Source organism: Pseudomonas lundensis (assembly GCF_015377145.2).
GTDB classification, from domain to species: Bacteria; Pseudomonadota; Gammaproteobacteria; order Pseudomonadales; family Pseudomonadaceae; genus Aquipseudomonas; species Aquipseudomonas lundensis.
In genome coordinates, this window is record NZ_CP062158.2 from 1476940 (window position 1) to 1493741 (window position 16802).

Consider the following 16802-nt stretch of genomic DNA (forward strand, 5'->3'; position numbering starts at 1 on the left):
GTTCGTCGCCGGGCAGTACGTTCTCGGTCAGCGAGACGTGATCGAAGAGCGCATCGCGCTACTCCTCGTAATTGCCGCCGTTCACGACGCCGAAATACCCACGTTTGATCAGGGTGTCTTCGGCTTCGAGGGCGTGTTGATTGGTGTCACTGTAAATCACAATGGTGTTATTGGGGTCCAGAACGACCAGGCCCAATTGATAGGCGAGGCCTTCCGCGCTAATGCCGGTGCCATCTTCCAGTGTCAGATCGACTTGTAAAGAGTTATGCAGATTGCCCGCCGCAAAATCGCTGTTGTTGCGCAGGTCCAGGATCAGCGCGCCATCGTTGATTTCATCCACGGCGCGGTTCACGTCAATGATGCCTGCCTGAGCAGTGCTGCACATGAGCAGCGCAACGACTGTAAACCACGGGCGCATAGGGTTCCCTCCATAAAGGCGAGCCTTGAGATTGGCACACAAGTGCCAACCTCGAAAGTCACCGCTATAAATAAGACCAGGAGCCTGAAAAAGGAGAGGTCAGCCGATGACCTTGGTCAGATTCGGCACGATCAACAACAGGGTGGTGGCAAAAAGGATGAGTCCTGCTTGGCGGAGTTTGGTGTGTTTGAGCATGGCGATCTGCCTTTATTGTTATTCCTGAAAAACGGCACCGCGCGACAGTAACGGCATGTCCTTGCGTTTCGCAGCGGCTGACAGGTTTACCTTAGAGCCGGTCTCTCGCCTCGCTTAGAACCCTTTCACATCATGTCAGTGAGGAAAGTTTCTAAAACGCTATTAGCTGTCCTCCGTTATGTCTGACACCCCGTTGCTAGACGCAACGGAGAATCAAAACACCAGAGTGCTTAGTGAGCTACCGTTCGTCAGCCCGTGGTTGGGTGGACACGTTCCGTTCGCCCAACCGCGCCAAGCAGCCTGCGCAACCGTTTCAAAGCGTGCAGTGCTTGCCTTGAATTGCCGTTTCAAGGCAGGCTCTGTGCATTGTTTTCATCCCTTCTGTATTCATCGTGCCAGGTAATTTTATGTCGTTACGCATTTGCATTCTGGAAACCGACGTTCTGCGCCCTGAGTTTGTGGATCAATACCAGGGCTACGGACAGATGTTCAAGCGTCTGTTTACCCAACAACCGATCGCCGCGCAATTTACGGTGTTCAACGTTTTGCAGGGTGAATATCCCGCGGACGATGAGACCTACGATGCGTATCTGGTGACCGGCAGCAAGGCCGACTCGTTTGGTACCGACCCGTGGATTGAAACCCTTAAACGTTATTTGCTGACGCGCTATGAGCGGGGCGACAAGTTGCTCGGCGTGTGCTTTGGCCATCAGTTATTGGCGCTGTTGTTGGGCGGCAAGAGCGAGCGTGCGAGCCAGGGGTGGGGTGTAGGCACTCACCAATACAGGTTGGCGGCCAAGGCGCCCTGGATGAGCCCCGCCGTCGAAGACCTGACATTGCTCATCAGCCATCAGGATCAGGTCACCGCATTGCCCGAAAACGCCACGGTGATTGCGTCCAGCGATTTTTGCCCGTTTGCTGCGTACCACATCAACGATCAGGTGCTGTGCTTCCAGGGGCACCCCGAGTTCATCCACGACTACTCGCGTGCCTTGCTGGACCTGCGCCAGGACGCGTTAGGGGCTGAGGTCTATGGCTCGGGCATTGCCAGCCTCGCCAAGGACCATCACGGTCAGACAGTCGCAGAGTGGATGATGCGTTTTGTGGCGCACAAGCCTGAAAAGCAAGCCGTATAAAGGGCGAGCACAGATGAGGCGGGCGGGCACTTGTCCGCCCGCGTATTTATAGCCAGCCCGAACGTTTGAAGCTGGCCCACAACGTCGTTACGCCTACACCAATAAACGTCAGCACCCCGAAGTACCCGTAATGCCAGCTCAGCTCGGGCATGTTCTGAAAGTTCATCCCGTAAATACCGGCCACGGCGGTCGGAAACGCCAGGATCGCCGCCCAAGCAGCGAATTTTCGCTGCACGGCGCTTTGCCTTGAAGACTCCAGCAGCACCACCACTTCAATGGTTTGGCTGGCGATGTCGCGCAGCGTGGAGAGGTCTTCCATCTGGCGGGTGACATGAATTTGCACGTCCCGAAAATAGGGACGCATGTTCTTGTCGATAAACGGGAAGGTCAGGCGTTGCAGTTCTTCACTGATTTCCACCATGGGCGCGACATAGCGGCGCAATCGCAGCACATCACGACGCAGACCGTGCAGATGCACAATGTCGGCCTCTTTCAGCGAATTGCTCATGATGCTTTTTTCAAGCGCCTCGATCTCGGCATGAATCGCTTCGCTCACGGGTTGATAGCTTTCGGTGACAAAGTCCAGTAGCGCATACAGAACAAAGTCTTCACCGTGATCCAGCAGTAATGGGCGCGCCTCACAACGCTGGCGCACGGCCTTGTATGAGGCTGAATGCCCGTTGCGGCAGGTGATGATGTAACCGTTACCCGCGAAAATATGCGTTTCGACGAATTCCAGTTTGCCTTCGTGGCGTATCGGCGAATAAATCACGATAAACAGCGCGTCACCGAAGGTTTCCAGTTTGGGTCGGCTGTGCTGCTCAAGGGCATCTTCGATGGCCAGTTCGTGGAGGTTGAACTGGCGCTGCAAATTGCTGATCTCTTGCGCATCAGGCTGCTCAAGGCCGATCCAGACGAAATGACCGGGTTTTTTAGCCCAGTCGCTACCCTCGTCCAGCGTGATATTGCTGATTTTTTTGCCAGCGTTGTACACCGCGGCAGCAACAACTCTCCCCATAGTTCTAATCGCTTCTTCTTCAAAGGGTTAGGGCACGAAGATGCAGCTTAGCGTGCAATGCCCCCCTTTGAGTCGACAAACATTCAGAGGTTCGGGTGGGAGGCGGTTCCTTTGCGCTTGCTGTCACTCTGGACGGGCGCGTGGCGGCCTTGCTGGGCCATCACTTCGCGATCCATGGCCTCGATGCAGTCGCGCATTTGTTCGCGGCACATCTCCATCAGCCTTGGCATGTCGTCCAGGGTCATGCCGGCCGTAGGGATGGCGGGCAGGGAGCGAATCTGGATATCGGCGCTGTGCCAACGGTTGAGCTTCAGGTGCTGGCTGTAGGTACTGACACACACCGGCACAATCGGAACTGCGGCGGTAATCGCCATTTGAAAGGCGCCTTTCTTGAACGGCAACAACGTCTGGCCCAGGTTGCGGGTGCCCTCCGGAAAGACCCAGATCGAGGTGTCTTTTTCTTGCAGCGTGCGGGTGGTGGTCAGCATTGATTTACGCGCCTTCTGCGCATTGCCGCGATCAATCAACACGTTGCCCGCCAGCCAGAACAGTTGGCCGAAAAGTGGCACCCATTTCAGGCTTTTTTTACCGATGCACACCGTGCGACGAGGCACGACATTGCCAAAGATAAATAAATCGTAGTTGGACTGGTGGTTGGCAATGACCACGCAGCTTTGCGGCTTATCCATCAGCGGCCCGACTTCGGTTTTCAGCTTATAGCCCATGATCCATTTGGACGGCAGTGCGTAGAGGCGCGCGCAGAGGCGGCTATTGTCAGGGTTGAAGGGCCGACACAGGCCGAGCAACACGCCGAGAATACCGGCCATCAGAAAATGCACACTCATCAACAACATACGGAACGAAAGTAGCATTTACAGGCTCGTCAAAACAAAAGGTGGCGCAGTGTACGGACGTGCACTGTATTCGGCAATTACTCCGATACATGTAGGAGATGGCTGATGTTTAAGCGCATGTTTCAACGCTAGGGTGTGGAGGCGGGATAGAGCGTTTTCGGAACAATAACGAAGGCGGACATGAAAACAGGGGGAGGCACCTCGACCGCAGTTGCTGTCGAGATGCCAACCATTCAGATCAAGTGGGCCTGATCCAGCTCGATCGCGTTGTCCAGCGTGTCCAGCAGTGCCTTGCGCACTTTGAGCTTGGTGTTCTTGTGCGCCTTCATGTTGATTTTTTTCAGCTGGCGCGCTGCTTCAAGTGCCGCCGCGTGCAGCTCCTCGGGTTGCACCACCTTGTCAAGGAAACCGGCGTCCACTGCGTGTTGTGGGGTAAACATTTCACCGTTGATGACCGAGCGATGAAATGCCGACTTGCGTAGGCGGTCACGTGCCAGCTCAATGCCGGCGTGATGCATGGTCATGCCGATTTGCACTTCATTCAGACCAATACTGAACGGACCGTCGACGCCAATCCGATAATCCACCGACAACAATAGGAAGGCGCCTTTAGCGACGGCATGACCCGGGCAGGCCACCACCACGGGGAATGGATGCGCTAACAGGCGGCGTGCCAGGGTTGAGCCCTGAGTCACCAGATTGACCGCCTGCTCAGGACCGGCCGTCATCACCTTCAAGTCATACCCGCCGGAGAGAATCCCCGGCTGCCCGGTAATGATCACCACAGCGCGATCCTGTTCAGCGCGATCCAGCGCCGTATTGAAGGCCGCAATAACCTCCGGGGAAATGGCATTGACCTTGCCGTTGCTCAGGGTCAGCGTGGCGATACCGTCTTCCAGGTGATAAGCAATCAGGTCACTCATGGCGCAATTCCTTGTATTGAAGAGGAGCAGACGTTACCCAGCCACGTGGCGCAGGTAAAGCGCCGTGACTGACTGGTGAGTCAGCTGTTATGCAGGGTTCTTCTATATATAAGCCCGCCTCCTTGGACCGAACGGGCGCCTGTGCCGCGGCGAATGTAGCGACAAGGCCCAGCCCAGACGCCCAAAAACGGCTAAATGGCGTAAGCGCATGAAAATTCTGAAAAAAACATTTGTCATCTCCAAAGGTTTCGACTACATTAGCGCGCCTCGACAGACAGAACATGTTTGAAGAGATACGGTGAAGTGTCCGAGTGGCTTAAGGAGCACGCCTGGAAAGTGTGTATACAAGAAATTGTATCGAGAGTTCGAATCTCTCCTTCACCGCCACATTAAGTAAACACAAACCCCTGATTTTCCTAGAGAAAGTCGGGGGTTTGTGGTTTCTGGCGTCTGGAAAAAAGCGGTGTGGGGATGGTCTGAGGCATTTAGATGATTATTTTTCGCAATGAAAGCATCCGCCTCTGCTCCAGGCTCTATGCCTCAAACAGGCATGCAATAACGTTTGAAAGCGTAGGTTGGTTCGTAGAGGTTTAGGGGTAACCAAGTATCGCCATAACTGATGTCGATTAATCTTGCGTGAGATCGTTTTACCCTTCGGGACATCCTTGAAGCGAGGCTAGCTGTAGTGGTCATCTGACATCTCGTTATGGAGAGCATTCTCGCCTAAATGGGTGTCTGGTTTCATTAGATCACTACCTTTCGAGCATGCGTGAGAGGGCGGCTAAGTCGTTCATGACGCCAATGTTGGCGTCATGAGGACTGACAGCGCAGCTATAAGGGTTTGTAAAGCGTATGGATACAGGAGGAGGTTTAAATCTCCAAAAACAAGTTTGCCCGTCTAATACGTTGTGCTTCTGACACACCATCAGGGACCCCGGTTGCGGGTCTTCTCATTGCTCTACGAGCGGCTAGCCCCCAAGGCCCATTTCCGCCCGGGTTGTTGGTCACTCGACCTTGAATTTCCGCCAGACGTACCTGACGTCTAAACGCCTCATCTGCTGGAATAACTTCGCGCCAGTAGTTTGGTCTTTCAGGTGGGGCTGTTCCGACTGCGTTTTTAATTGTTGTTACTGCTCGGGGATCACTTGGGGTTACGGGTATGGCTTTTATTGGTTTAATCGAAGACGTGGTTCCTGCCCTAAGCTTTTGTTGAGGGTTAACTGAGTCGGTTGACAGCCTTCTGTACCCTGCTTTCTTTCCAGCAAATGAAGAATTCCCGAAGCTTTTTCCGATTGTTGTTCTAGATAATTTGTACCCGCCTAAACCCGAAGCTCCCACAATTGCTGTGAGTGCAATTGCACCTAAAATGGTGCGCGTATCTCCATCTGTAGCAGCGCTTACAGCACCCACGATAATTCCAGCAGATGCAAGACCCCCTACAATCCGTGTCCAGATTGGAAAATTACCCGTGGGATCAGAATGGTTAATCGGATCACCAATACAATACATATGGGCGTTCAATCCGCCTGCATAAAATGGGCTTAACTTGTCCGGGCTGTGAAAGCGCATTAGTACAGGATTGTAGACACGGTTCCCATTACCCAAAAAGTAACAACTGGTGATGGGGTCACGCATTTCTCCATTAAATCCAAGGTTAGAGCTTGGTTGCGCATCAGATGAATAGTGACCGTAAGCACTGTAAGACGCTTGGTTGAGGCCTGAATCGTTGATTTCTGTCAGCACCGAGTTGCTTGCATCGGTAGCAAGCAGCGTTGTTCGAGGCGCTGTCGACTCTTTCTGTGTGGGCTTACTCATGGGCTACATCACCTCGATCACATTTAGTTAAAAGGTTTACAGGGTTATGCGAGCGCAGGGTACTGGTAGAACTGATAGGTAACGGTTGTTTTTAGACTGAGTTTCATGTTGCAAGGTGAGCCAGTAGTCCATTGCGGATCATCGCCAGATCCGTATGAGTCAGCCCCATACTTCCCGCTTTTGATATCGAGCCTGCGGAGCAAGCGCCTCTGCGCGATCCTTCAGCCCGTACTGGTGAACTCTCGCAATCCGGGCAATACGCCTGGTAAAACCAACGCTTATGGCGTTACTGTCAGTTTGCACCTTCAAATAGCTGGCAGTTCGCAGCTTCTTGACCATTGCCAGCTTTCTTCGAGCACGCCCCTGTTTGCCGCGTAAATTACGCTGTTTGCGAGGGGGGCTTGCTGCCATCGGGGTTCTGCTGGGCGGTGATTCGTTTTTGCTGGCTGCGGCGCAGTTCCTGCTCGATGCTGCGGGCCAGCTTATTACGTGCTGCTGGCTCCAGCCGGGCCAGTAGCATCCGCAGCTGATGGGCATAGTGGCGCAGAATGCGGGTGGTTTTGGGTCGACCAGGGAGGCGGCGCAGATTTATGCGGCCAATGAGGCCAATGAACTGGAGCCGATTCGGGCGCGTATGTCGTAGGGGGATGACTGGCTCGGGGAGGAGGTCGTACGCTTCAAACCCTATGAAATTCCAGTAAGAGCGTGAGCATGCGCGTGCTAGTGTGCGGTTCTCGAAATAATTTACCCATAAACCTGTGATGTCATCGCATCGCGGGCGCGATGAATTTTTTTGAAGATATCTTCCCCTTGGCGTTCCAGACATACCGTGACGGTTGCGCATTTTGACGCGCCAAAAAAGTAGTCATCGAAGCTTTCAGTTCGCGTACTGATCCAAAACTGCCGTCGCGCACATACACCGTGTTGTCCCCAAACAAACGCTCGATCATGTTCATCCACGAACTGGATGTCGGTGTGAAATGCATATGGAAGCATTCGTGTTTTTCCAGCCACGCCTTCACTTGGGGGATTTGTGAGTCGTGTAGTTGTCGACGATCTAGTGCGGTTGAAGGTGCTTGGGCGTTTCTCGGTTGATCTTCTTGAGGAAATCCAGCCACTCCTGATGCCGGTGCTGGTACTCATGCTGCTGATCAAACGGCCCTAACGATGATCCAGCGCAGCGAATAACGTGACAGTGCCATGGCGCACATAGTCGTGCGATGGAAGTGTTTTCGGGCCTCGCCAATGGCTACATGGCCCGTTTGGACGGTTCGATCTAATACTGTCGATTGTGGTTTTCCATACGTCGCCATGGATTAATCGATGTAAATAAATTAAATCTGGCGTTTTGGCTACGAGGGTTTTTTATAGAGGATTTAGTGTTTTTTCACGGTTGTAAATTGCTTTAATAGTTGATGATTTATATGTGTTTGTGAAGGTCTTTTTAAGTCTGTTTGGCGGGTTGCTATTTTTTGTAGTCGTTCGAGTTGCTGCTGATTACACGCTTTGCCCCTTAAGGGGCAAAGTGTTGCTTGTTGTGTGTCGGAAGTTTTGTGTAAAAAGAAGGTTGCGGATTTTTTTTGTCGCCTAAGCTTGGTCTTGGCTTGAGTGAACTACAGTTTGGCCCGGAATCGGGAGTTGGTTGTTTGTGTGCCCGTATGGGCATGTCGTGCTGTTCACCGTGGAAGGAACTGCGATGAATATAGAGTGGCAAGGTGCTCAGGATTTAAAGGATGTATATGGATGCCTTATAGAGAATGAATTGAATGTTTCTGTTGAGGCTCGCGATCAGGCGTCGGCGGTGATTACGCACGCGCAAATGCGAAGTTTTGCTCAGCTCGGCATTTATACCTATAACCTGCCAGAAACATGGGGTGGCTTTGGGTGGGGATATGCTCCGTGGGGGAAAGTGTTAGAAAAGATTGGTTATTTGTCTCACGATGTCTCTTTTCCTTTTTTAATATCCGTCAGGATGTCATTCATCAACGCGCTATTGGCTGTTCAGCGTGCTGATATCAATGATGTCTATATGAGGGATTTGATAGAGGGAAAAAAGGCTGGTGCATTTGCTTATACAGAGAACGCAGATGCATTTTCATTTCTATCATGTGCACTGCCTGAAAAGGAGACTGAGTACTACCTGTTAAACGGATTGAAAGCAATTGTCACTGGCGCAGAGACTGCAGATATTTTTTTAATGTTTGTGCGCGGAGAAACTGCTGATATCCAAGTGTTTTTAGTGCGCACTGATGACCCGGGTGTAGTCGTGACGCCTCGCGCCATGCATGGCTGCCGCTCCACGGGGATTGCGTCAGTGGAGATGGTTAATGTCAGGGTACATAAGAGTCGATTGTTGATTGCAACGGATGGCCTTAGTTTTGCTCAGCGTTACTTCCTCAATTGTCGACGCGCTTTACAAACCACTTTATTTCTGGGGCGGGCGCGCGCAGTGATTGAGGCGACACTGGGATATCTACACACGACTGTGCGCCATCAGCGTCCTTTGATTGATCTTCAGCATGTGCAGGCCTTGGTGGGGGAGATGTACATCTTGCTTGAGTCTGCCAGAACGTCAGTCTTTTATGCCTTGCATCGGCAGGACAGGGCGGAGTCCGATCCCTATTGGGATTCAGTCTCTTCGTCCGCTAAATACCAGGCTGTTGAGGCGGTGAATAAAATTGCGGCCCTGGCATTGAATGTGACAGGCGGATGGGGATATAGCGAAAGCAGCGGCATTGGCCGGGCGCAACGAGATTTTGCATCCTTGATTGCGGGTGCTGATCCTCAAGAGAAACTTAAAGTTGATATTGGTATTCAGAAAATCCATGAAATAGAAATGTACTATCAGCGCTATCCTCAATAGGGAGGAATCATGCATATAAAATTATCAGGAAATCTGGCACGGTTTATTAGCTATCAGCGAGCACTGGATATTGATGTGGGATGTCGGAATACGGTGGTCGGCGCTATTCATAAGATGGTTGAGCAGTACCCCGCCCTTAATGAAGTGATTTTAGATCGGCAAGGGAATGTGAAGCGAAATTTTCATGTGTCGTTGAACGGGGAAAAGATAAGAGTGGATGAGTTTCATAAAGAAATTGTTAATGATGATCAGCTCGACATTTTTACAGCGATTGCGGGAGGTTAAAGTGAATGCAGAGCGCAGTGTTTCAGCTACCTATGCTGTCGATCCGACATTGTTTACGCCGGTGCAGTTTCATGCGCGAGCTTTACTGGGGTACAGCGTGAATGGTATTTGTGCCTGGTTTATTAAGCATTTGGGTGTGTCGATTGCACAGCAAGTGAGTGAACACTGTCAGAGTATGGTGGTCGTCGGATGTGAGATTGATTACATTCGTCCGTTTGATTTTTTTGAGGTTGATGAGTTTACGGCAATTCTGGAGAAGGTCCGGGTCAGGCAGTCGAGTTCCTTGCTGGAGTTTTTCCATGTGTTCACCGCCGGTGGTCATGAATTCGCCCGAGTGGTCACGCGCTGGAAAATAGTAAGACTCGAAGGAGATGCGGCGTTATCAGCGGTATCAGGGAATATGAGTGTATCGTTATTGAAGCGATTTAAATCTGTAGAGCTGGATTCATTACCCATTCAGCGAATATTACCGCTGAAGGTTGTCGAGATTGAAACTGTAGGTCAATTATATGTGCAGGGCTCGTATAATCAGACGTTGCACCGGCATCAGTGTGAAGTTGCAGACCAATGGGCATTTCATGAGTTGACCGCGCTGACGGCGCAGATGCGCGAGCGTGTTGTATTATCGGCCTCTTCAAGTGAATACCCGATGGGTGAAATACTTGGCAGGCCAATAAAACAGATAACGATGGAGTTAAGTTGCCCTGTTTTCTTGTTTGAAGAAATGCTTCTGGAAACGAACGTTTATCTGTTGGAAGCACAATGGGTGTTTCTTCATCGCATTTATAATCTCGACCGGGCGAAGGCATTGGCGGCAACGGTGATTGAAAGTTTTTGACCGTTCCAAATACAGTCATCAAGCGTGACGGACATGCTGGCGGGTTACCATTCGTCGTTCCCGGCAGGTTTTTCTAAACCTTTACCGGCATACGCCTTCAGATTCAATGCAGAGATAAACCTGCCTTTTTCTGGAGGATGTTATGAAAACCCCGAGTGCCACTAAGCGTTTTGTCGCGGGCTGTGCGTTGGCTTATGCCGTGTTCATGGCCGGCTCTGCCGTGGCTGCAAGCCCCGCTGAGTTTGTTGACGAAGCGTCTGCGGCAGGGATTGCGGAAATCGAGAACAGCCGTATGGCGATTCAGAAAACCAAGTCGGTCGATATCAACAGCTATGCCGTGGAAGTGATCAAGGATTACACCGATGCCAACCGTGACCTTAAGGATATTGCTCAGAAGCAAGGGCTGGAGGTGGCGGCTGAAGAAGATGTCTTGAGCAAGGCCAAGACGATGATGCTGCAAGTGCAGGAAGGCGCGTCGTTTGATGTGGCGTATGTGGCCAATCAGGTAAAAACCCACGAAGACGCTATTTCGCTCTTTAAGCAGCAAGCTCACCAGTCAACGTCGCCGCAGCTTAAAGCGTTCGCGAAGAAGTATTTGCCAAAGCTGGAGATGCATCTGGACATGGCCAAGAAGTTGGCGACTACCCATCAAAAAGGTGAGGTGGATAAACCGGTCAGTTAATGGCCCCTGTGGCGCTGACGCTGTGGCGCGTCAGCGCACTGTCGCTAGGCGTTGGCGTCGCTTGTTTCTTCGTTGGAGGTGATGACCGTTTCGGTGCAGGTCACTTCCACTGACTGGTTTTCACCGATGCGTTTGTATTGCTTGCGAATATTGTGCAGCTCTTTGGTGTCCAGCGCGTCCAGGTTGAGCACGGCGTTTTGTGCTTCTTTAGTGACGCGCAGCAGTTCATCAATTTTGATATGCAGCACATCGTTGTCGCGGTTCTGGGTATTTTGAATGAGGAACACCATCAGGAACGTGATGATGGTGGTCGAGGTGTTAATGATCAGTTGCCACGTGTCGTTGTAATGAAACCAGGGCCCCGAAACGGCCCATATCACGATCAGTAAAATGGCGATCTGGAATGTTCTGGGGCTTCCTGCCTGCTTGGCAAGTCCTTGGGAAAAGGTATCGAATTTCATCTTGTGCCTCTGAGTGGTCGTTATAACTGGGACCACGGCAGGTGTTTGAAATTCTTTTTTCTTACATCGACCTTTTCATCTCCAGTGGAAACATTGCCCGTTAGGCGGCATCAAGGTTGGGTTGAGCCGGGCAAGGCCGAAGGTGGTGTGACTGAGCGCTCGCCATCGCCTATCGGGCCATTGCCATCCGTGTTCATACCGCCCTGACGGCCTGGATCATTGCCTTGAATGCGTGGATCGACTGACGGGTGCGTCGGGGTGTCCGCATCGTTGTGGATTTTGGAATCCTGATTGATGGTGGGCTCAATCCCTTGGGTCGCTGGCGCGGGGGCGGGCCCTTCGGGAAGGGTCGGGCCGGTGGAAGACGAAGCCGCATAGCTGCTGACGGACACCATGCCCAAGGCAGTGGCGAAAGACAGCTGTTTAATCAAGGTCATCATGAGGTCGACTCCAAAGTGGGGAGGGCTACATGATGTTGGTGTATGAAATGCACAGGTTCGTGCCACCCAAGTGACGAGCGGTTACTCGATAATCGCCGCGTCACCTGAGGCGTCAGGCTCAAACGGCGATGTCGTTGAAGCTGCAGTATTCTTCCCAGCTCATGTCCAGGGCTTCAGCGACTTCCTGATGCACTTCCCGGCGCATCGCGGCCAATTCTTCCGGCGAGCGAGCGATGAGTTCCAGGGCCAGTTCCCAGGCTTCGAGGCCACGGCTTTGGGCTTCGTCTTCAAATGCCCAGAGGATCTGCTGCTGGCGATCCTCGTGGCTGAGGTCTTTCATTTCTTCGATCAGTTCAGGGTGCCCTTTGATGAACGTATCCAGGGCCAGTTCGTTGCGGGATTCTTTAGGGATCATTCGTATTCTCGGGGCCATTCAGGGCAATAAACGACCTGCCAAGACAGGCCGTTTTCAAGGTGTTGAGCATCCTAGCGGCTTCACCCGGTGATGAAAAGCGCCGCAACACGGGCTACCCGACAGGCTGCAACTTGCTTTCTCGTTGCAGGGCATAACCCCACACTGCGAGGGTCAGGGTCGCGATGACGGCGCCGACCATGACGATGCCCTCCCAACCGTAAACCGGGTAGGTTTGTGCGCCCGCGAGCGAGCCCAGAGCGCCGCCAATGAAATAACAGGTGATGTAACCCGCGTTAAGGCGATTGCGCGCCGCGGGCCGGATTTGAAACACGGCGTTCTGGTTGCTCACATGGACCAGTTGCACAGCAAAGTCCAAGGCCAGCACGCCGATCAACAGGGCGGCCAGCGAGCTACCGGCAAATGCCATGGGCAGCCAGCACGCCAGCAATACCAATAAACCGGCAGTGGTGGCCTGTCGGCCCTTGCCACGGTCAGCCATGCGCCCGGCCCAATTGGCCGCCACCGCACCGACGGCACCCGCGAGGCCGAACAGGCCGATCACGGCGTCTGAATAACCGTAGGGCGGCAGTGCCAGCAGAAAGGCCAGGGGTGTCCAGAACAAGGCAAACAACGAGAATGTCAGCAGGCCCAACAGCGCGCGCAGGCGCAATACCGGCTCTTCGACGAACAGGCGAAATACCGATCCCAGCAGTTTCGGATAGCTCAGCCCTGCACTCTGGTGGTGATTGGGCAGGGCGCAGTACAGCGCGATGGCGCTGATAAACATGAGCGCGGCGGCCAGCAGGTAAATCGTGCGCCAATCGCCTGCCGAAGAGAGGGCGCCGGCCACGGTGCGCGCCAGCAGAATACCCAGCAGCAGGCCGCTCATCAGTGTGCCTACGACCCGGCCCCGGCTTTGCGGGTCCGTCAGGCTGGCAGCCATGGGCACCAGCACTTGGGCCGAGACAGAAAACAAGCCGGTGACCGCCGTACCCAGCAGCAACAGGGGGAGCGACGGGGCGAAAGCACTCAAGAGCAAGCCCAGCGCGCTTAAGACGGTCATGCTGACGATCAGGCGGCGTTGCTCAAACAGGTCGCCCAGCGGCACCAGTAGCAGCAGGCCGGCGCCATAACTCAACTGGGCGGTGATCACGACCGTACCGGCACTGCTCATGCTCAAGCCCAGCTCTTGGGCGATGGTGTGCAGCAAAGGCTGGGCGTAATAGTTGCTGGCCACGGCCAGGCCCGTCGCAGTGGCCATCAGCAGGATCAGGGCAGTGCTCAGGGGTTTGTGAGCGGCAGGGGAGGTGGACATCGACTGTCTCATCGGCATGGAGTGTGGCGTGAAGTATCAGGACTGCTGCCCGTGCATGTCACTGAATATGTCGAAGTTTTTTCCAGGCCAACGACAAAGCCCTTCACCCGGAGGGAGAAGGGTTTTGAAAATGCAACGTTTCGGTGATGGCCGAGACAGTCGCCGTATCTTAGTTACGACGGCCCAGCAACAGGCCTACTACCAGACCGAAACCGGCAGAAATAGCAACGGTCTGCCAGGGGTGGCCGCCGATGTAATGCTCGGTTGCGTCAACCACCGGCTTGCTGCGTTCGCGAACGTTGTTTACGGAGTCCAGTGCCTGCTTGAGTTTCAGGCCCACCTGCGCACGCAGTGTTTCGCCTTCTTCGCCAACCAGCGATGCACTGTCCTTGAGCAGCTTGTCCGATTCGGCTATCAGGTCTTGCAGCTCGCTGAAAGCCTGGTCTTTGATTTGGTCTTCAGCGGCTTGTACGGCGTTTTTTCGAGCCATTGCGGTACTCCTTGCAGGTGAAAAGGATGATGAGTTATGGAGTCAATCCGGTCGTGAAAAGTTGCATCTGTTTTGCGGGATGCACGGTGTTGAGCTGACAGCGTAGTTAAAAACCTGGCTGAGACACTTCTTTTGAAGGTGTAAGATGTAACCCAATTTACGCCGCAGGAACCTGTCATGAGCTTCAATCTCGCCAATAAGCCCCTTGCTGAGCGTGCTGCGCTTGAAGATGAAAAATCACGTCTGTTTGACCTTTGGCAGAGCAATCTGGGTAAGGCCAAAGGCGATGCCGCACGTCTGTTCGGTGAGCGTGCCAAGCGCAAGGGCAAATGGGCCGAATGGGTCCGTTCCGAGCTGGACGCCATGTCGCCGCCCGAATACGCAAACATGGTGCGCAGTGAAGTGAACCGTCTGATGGCCGCGGCCAAGTAAAACGCGTAGATGCTGCTGATCAGGCGATCTCCAGCACGCTGAAATGCTGGACTGCGGCCCCGACCTTGATCTGCACCTCGTCGTCGAGGTACTTGCCCAGCAGCGCAGCGCCCAGCGGCGAGCGCGGTGTGATGACGGTGACGGTTTGCCCGTTCGCCTTGAGCGTCAAGCCTGCCGCATCAGGGGCCAGCAGCAGGTACTGCGAGGTGCCCTTGTCTGTTTCGAGACACACCAGCGCCCCGATCTGAATCCCGCGCGTGGGGTCCAGTGGTTCCAGCGACATGGCCTGACAGCGTTTAAGTGCCTGGCGAATTTCCTCTACCCGACGTGCCTGACCTGTTGCCAGATAGGAAGCTTCCAGCCCAAGGGTGTCGTACTTGTTCTCAGCCACATTTTCTTCGTGGGTGGCAGCTTCGTAGGCGGTCTGAGCCGCGCGTTGCAGCACATCGAGATCAACCTCGAGTTTCTCCAGTAACAGGCGGTGTACGTCGATCTTGTTCATAGGCAGGGACGGTCGGGTCTTCGTTTAATTGCAAAAACGCAGCACGTTGGCGCGGCTTTTGTCGGTCGGTGCGTTCTGATCTTGCTGTAGCCAAAACTGGCAGGTGGGGTTTGCCAGGTTGCGGTTGCTGTCACGCGCCTGCTCCAGACGTTGCTGCTGTTCGTGTTGATACAGGTTTTGCTGATATTGCTCAAACATCACATTGCTTGGGGCGGGCGGCGGCGTCGATGGCAGTGTCGTCGGGTGCAAGAGGGCGGCTACAGGCGCCAGGGAAGCGGGTCCGGCAGCGCGATAGATCAACCAGCACGTCAGGGCTATCGCTACAAACCCGAACCAAAGCCCAAGGGCAATACAGCCGATCAGGGGAAGCGGGGTGAGGGTGACTGACAATCGACGGCGAGCAATCGGACGAGCGGGCATGGCAGCCTCCGGGCGGGCGCGTGGTGTGAGTGAGCGGCGATTGTCGCACGACTGTCGCGCAGATTAATGCGCCATAACGCTTCTGTCCCTGCTGTTTTATGCGGACAATCGGGCCTTTGAATGTTGGAGCCCGGAATGAAAGTCTCCTGGGATATTTTTTGCAGTGTGGTCGACAACTACGGCGACATTGGTGTCACGTGGCGTCTGGCCCGTCAGTTGGCGGCCGAGCATGATCTGGCGGTGCGGTTGTGGGTCGACGATTTACGCGCGTTCGTGCCGCTGTGTCCTAAGGCGGATGCCACAGCCAGTGAGCAATGGCAGCAGGGCGTGGAGGTTCGCCAGTGGCCACAGGTCTGGGCGGCGGTGGAGGTGGCCGACGTAGTGATCGAGGCGTTCGGCTGCAAATTGCCAGAGGCTTATTTGCGCGCCATGAAAGAGCGTGTCAGCCCTGCGTTGTGGATCAATCTTGAGTACCTGAGTGCAGAGGACTGGGTGGCCGGCTGTCACGGTTTGCCTTCCCTGCGGCCCGATGGCCTTAAACGCATGTTCTTTTTTCCCGGCTTTGAAGCTGGGACGGGCGGCTTGCTGCGCGAAGGCGATTTACTCGCACGACGTCAGGCCTTTCAGCGGGATCCGCTGGCGCGGCAGGCGTTCCTGCAAGCGTTGGGCGTCTTTCCAGACCCGCAGGCGCGCCTGATCTCGTTGTTTGCTTATGAAAACACGGGCCTCGCCAGTTGGCTGTCAGCCTTGTCAGCGGGTCATCGCGCGACGCATTTGCTGGTTCCGCAAGGGCGGATCATGACGGATCTGCTGCACTGGCTTGACGTTGAAGCGTTACCGCCTGGCACCGTTGAGCGGCGCGGCACGCTGACTGTTCAGGCGTTGCCGTTTGTCCGGCAGGAGGATTACGACCGCATCCTGTGGAGTTGTGACTTCAATGCCGTGCGGGGCGAGGACTCCTTTGTGCGGGCGCAGTGGGCCGCTCGTCCCATGCTTTGGCATATTTACCAGCAAGAAGAGGACGCGCATTGGGTCAAGCTCAAAGCCTTCCTGGCGTTATACGTCAACGGCCTGTCACCGGCCGCCGCGCAGGCGATTACCGACCTGTGGCTGGCCTGGAATGCGGGCGCGGACATGACCAAAAGCTGGAATGACGTAGAAGAACACTGGGAGCAACTGTCCGCCCACGCTGAGCGCTGGTGTCTACAACAGGCAAACCAGGCTGATCTTGCGCAAGCGCTGGTACTGTTTTATAGAAATTGGATATGATACGCGGCCTAGATTTTTGTAAATCTCAATC

19 protein-coding genes, 1 tRNA gene and 3 pseudogenes are annotated in these 16802 nt (G+C 54.1%); 9 read left to right on the forward strand and 14 right to left on the reverse strand.

The features are described from left to right. Positions 1 to 58: 58 nt before the first annotated feature. On the reverse strand, positions 59 to 418 hold the full coding sequence (locus tag IF654_RS07215) for a rhodanese-like domain-containing protein (protein WP_230683765.1): 360 nt from the start codon (positions 416 to 418) through the stop codon (positions 59 to 61). A gap of 602 nt (positions 419 to 1020) precedes the next feature. Between IF654_RS07215 and IF654_RS07220 the strand changes: the two genes are divergently transcribed. Next, on the forward strand, positions 1021 to 1749 hold the full coding sequence (locus IF654_RS07220) for an amidotransferase (protein ID WP_047273892.1): 729 nt from the start codon (positions 1021 to 1023) through the stop codon (positions 1747 to 1749). Positions 1750 to 1795: 46 nt separating this feature from the next. On the opposite strand, the gene IF654_RS07225 is transcribed toward IF654_RS07220, so the two are convergent. From IF654_RS07225 to IF654_RS07235, 3 genes are all read right to left on the reverse strand, one after another. Further along, positions 1796 to 2767: a magnesium and cobalt transport protein CorA gene (locus IF654_RS07225; RefSeq protein ID WP_047273894.1), complete on the reverse strand. Its 972-nt coding sequence runs from the start codon at positions 2765 to 2767 to the stop codon at positions 1796 to 1798. A gap of 83 nt (positions 2768 to 2850) precedes the next feature. Next, positions 2851 to 3639, reverse strand: coding sequence for a lysophospholipid acyltransferase family protein (locus tag IF654_RS07230; RefSeq protein WP_047273896.1), 789 nt, complete (start codon positions 3637 to 3639; stop codon positions 2851 to 2853). A 215-nt stretch (positions 3640 to 3854) separates the two neighbouring features. After that, on the reverse strand, positions 3855 to 4544 hold the full coding sequence (locus IF654_RS07235) for a crotonase/enoyl-CoA hydratase family protein (protein ID WP_194862634.1): 690 nt from the start codon (positions 4542 to 4544) through the stop codon (positions 3855 to 3857). A 297-nt stretch (positions 4545 to 4841) separates the two neighbouring features. Between IF654_RS07235 and IF654_RS07240 the strand changes: the two genes are divergently transcribed. Continuing rightward, a tRNA-Ser gene (locus tag IF654_RS07240) sits at positions 4842 to 4931 on the forward strand. A gap of 483 nt (positions 4932 to 5414) precedes the next feature. On the opposite strand, the gene IF654_RS07245 is transcribed toward IF654_RS07240, so the two are convergent. Both IF654_RS07245 and IF654_RS07250 read right to left on the reverse strand, forming a co-directional pair. Further along, the gene (locus IF654_RS07245) at positions 5415 to 6359 is read right to left on the reverse strand and encodes an RHS repeat-associated core domain-containing protein (protein WP_194862633.1); all 945 of its coding nucleotides are present in this window, start codon (positions 6357 to 6359) and stop codon (positions 5415 to 5417) included. Between the two features lie 103 nt (positions 6360 to 6462). Continuing rightward, a pseudogene (locus IF654_RS07250) lies at positions 6463 to 6879 on the reverse strand (phage virion morphogenesis protein). On the opposite strand from IF654_RS07250, the pseudogene IF654_RS22865 reads away from it, so the two are divergent. Then, positions 6880 to 6999: pseudogene (locus IF654_RS22865) on the forward strand (phage portal protein); the annotation flags it as partial. A gap of 104 nt (positions 7000 to 7103) precedes the next feature. Here IF654_RS22865 and IF654_RS07255 read toward each other — a convergent pair. Beyond that, positions 7104 to 7583 (reverse strand): annotated as a pseudogene (locus IF654_RS07255) (IS630 family transposase); the annotation flags it as partial. Between the two features lie 472 nt (positions 7584 to 8055). On the opposite strand from IF654_RS07255, the gene IF654_RS07260 reads away from it, so the two are divergent. The 4 genes from IF654_RS07260 to IF654_RS07275 all read left to right on the forward strand — a co-directional run bounded on the left by IF654_RS07260 (position 8056) and on the right by IF654_RS07275 (position 11027). Beyond that, the gene (locus tag IF654_RS07260; protein WP_194862632.1) at positions 8056 to 9222 is read left to right on the forward strand and encodes an acyl-CoA dehydrogenase family protein; all 1167 of its coding nucleotides are present in this window, start codon (positions 8056 to 8058) and stop codon (positions 9220 to 9222) included. Positions 9223 to 9231: 9 nt separating this feature from the next. Further along, positions 9232 to 9507 carry a MoaD/ThiS family protein gene (locus IF654_RS07265; protein ID WP_047274329.1) on the forward strand — a complete coding sequence of 92 codons (276 nt, stop codon included), beginning with the start codon at positions 9232 to 9234 and terminating at the stop codon, positions 9505 to 9507. Further along, a complete protein-coding gene (locus IF654_RS07270; protein WP_194862631.1) occupies positions 9464 to 10345 on the forward strand; it encodes a hypothetical protein in 882 nt (293 codons plus the stop codon). Before IF654_RS07265 ends, IF654_RS07270 begins: the two co-directional genes overlap by 44 nt. A gap of 142 nt (positions 10346 to 10487) precedes the next feature. Beyond that, positions 10488 to 11027 (forward strand): DUF4142 domain-containing protein, encoded by a 540-nt coding sequence (locus IF654_RS07275; RefSeq protein WP_047273904.1) that lies wholly within the window; start codon positions 10488 to 10490, stop codon positions 11025 to 11027. A 44-nt stretch (positions 11028 to 11071) separates the two neighbouring features. On the opposite strand, the gene IF654_RS07280 is transcribed toward IF654_RS07275, so the two are convergent. The 5 genes from IF654_RS07280 to IF654_RS07300 all read right to left on the reverse strand — a co-directional run bounded on the left by IF654_RS07280 (position 11072) and on the right by IF654_RS07300 (position 14148). Beyond that, positions 11072 to 11488: a low affinity iron permease family protein gene (locus IF654_RS07280; protein WP_094988196.1), complete on the reverse strand. Its 417-nt coding sequence runs from the start codon at positions 11486 to 11488 to the stop codon at positions 11072 to 11074. A gap of 110 nt (positions 11489 to 11598) precedes the next feature. Continuing rightward, a complete protein-coding gene (locus IF654_RS07285) occupies positions 11599 to 11928 on the reverse strand; it encodes a hypothetical protein (protein WP_052892147.1) in 330 nt (109 codons plus the stop codon). A gap of 118 nt (positions 11929 to 12046) precedes the next feature. After that, a complete protein-coding gene (locus IF654_RS07290; RefSeq protein ID WP_047275572.1) occupies positions 12047 to 12343 on the reverse strand; it encodes a DUF6388 family protein in 297 nt (98 codons plus the stop codon). A 112-nt stretch (positions 12344 to 12455) separates the two neighbouring features. Beyond that, a complete protein-coding gene (locus IF654_RS07295; RefSeq protein WP_194862630.1) occupies positions 12456 to 13658 on the reverse strand; it encodes an MFS transporter in 1203 nt (400 codons plus the stop codon). A 169-nt stretch (positions 13659 to 13827) separates the two neighbouring features. Further along, entirely contained in the window at positions 13828 to 14148 is a 321-nt protein-coding gene (locus tag IF654_RS07300) for an ElaB/YgaM/YqjD family protein (RefSeq protein ID WP_047273911.1), read from the reverse strand. Between the two features lie 177 nt (positions 14149 to 14325). Here IF654_RS07300 and IF654_RS07305 point away from each other — a divergent pair, with 177 nt between their 5' ends. Continuing rightward, on the forward strand, positions 14326 to 14580 hold the full coding sequence (locus IF654_RS07305; RefSeq protein WP_047275577.1) for a hypothetical protein: 255 nt from the start codon (positions 14326 to 14328) through the stop codon (positions 14578 to 14580). Positions 14581 to 14599: 19 nt separating this feature from the next. On the opposite strand, the gene IF654_RS07310 is transcribed toward IF654_RS07305, so the two are convergent. Continuing rightward, positions 14600 to 15082, reverse strand: coding sequence for a GreA/GreB family elongation factor (locus IF654_RS07310; RefSeq protein ID WP_194862629.1), 483 nt, complete (start codon positions 15080 to 15082; stop codon positions 14600 to 14602). Between the two features lie 24 nt (positions 15083 to 15106). Continuing rightward, on the reverse strand, positions 15107 to 15502 hold the full coding sequence (locus IF654_RS07315; protein ID WP_194862628.1) for a hypothetical protein: 396 nt from the start codon (positions 15500 to 15502) through the stop codon (positions 15107 to 15109). A gap of 135 nt (positions 15503 to 15637) precedes the next feature. On the opposite strand from IF654_RS07315, the gene earP reads away from it, so the two are divergent. After that, positions 15638 to 16771: an elongation factor P maturation arginine rhamnosyltransferase EarP gene (gene earP / locus IF654_RS07320; protein WP_194862627.1), complete on the forward strand. Its 1134-nt coding sequence runs from the start codon at positions 15638 to 15640 to the stop codon at positions 16769 to 16771. Positions 16772 to 16802: the final 31 nt, after the last annotated feature.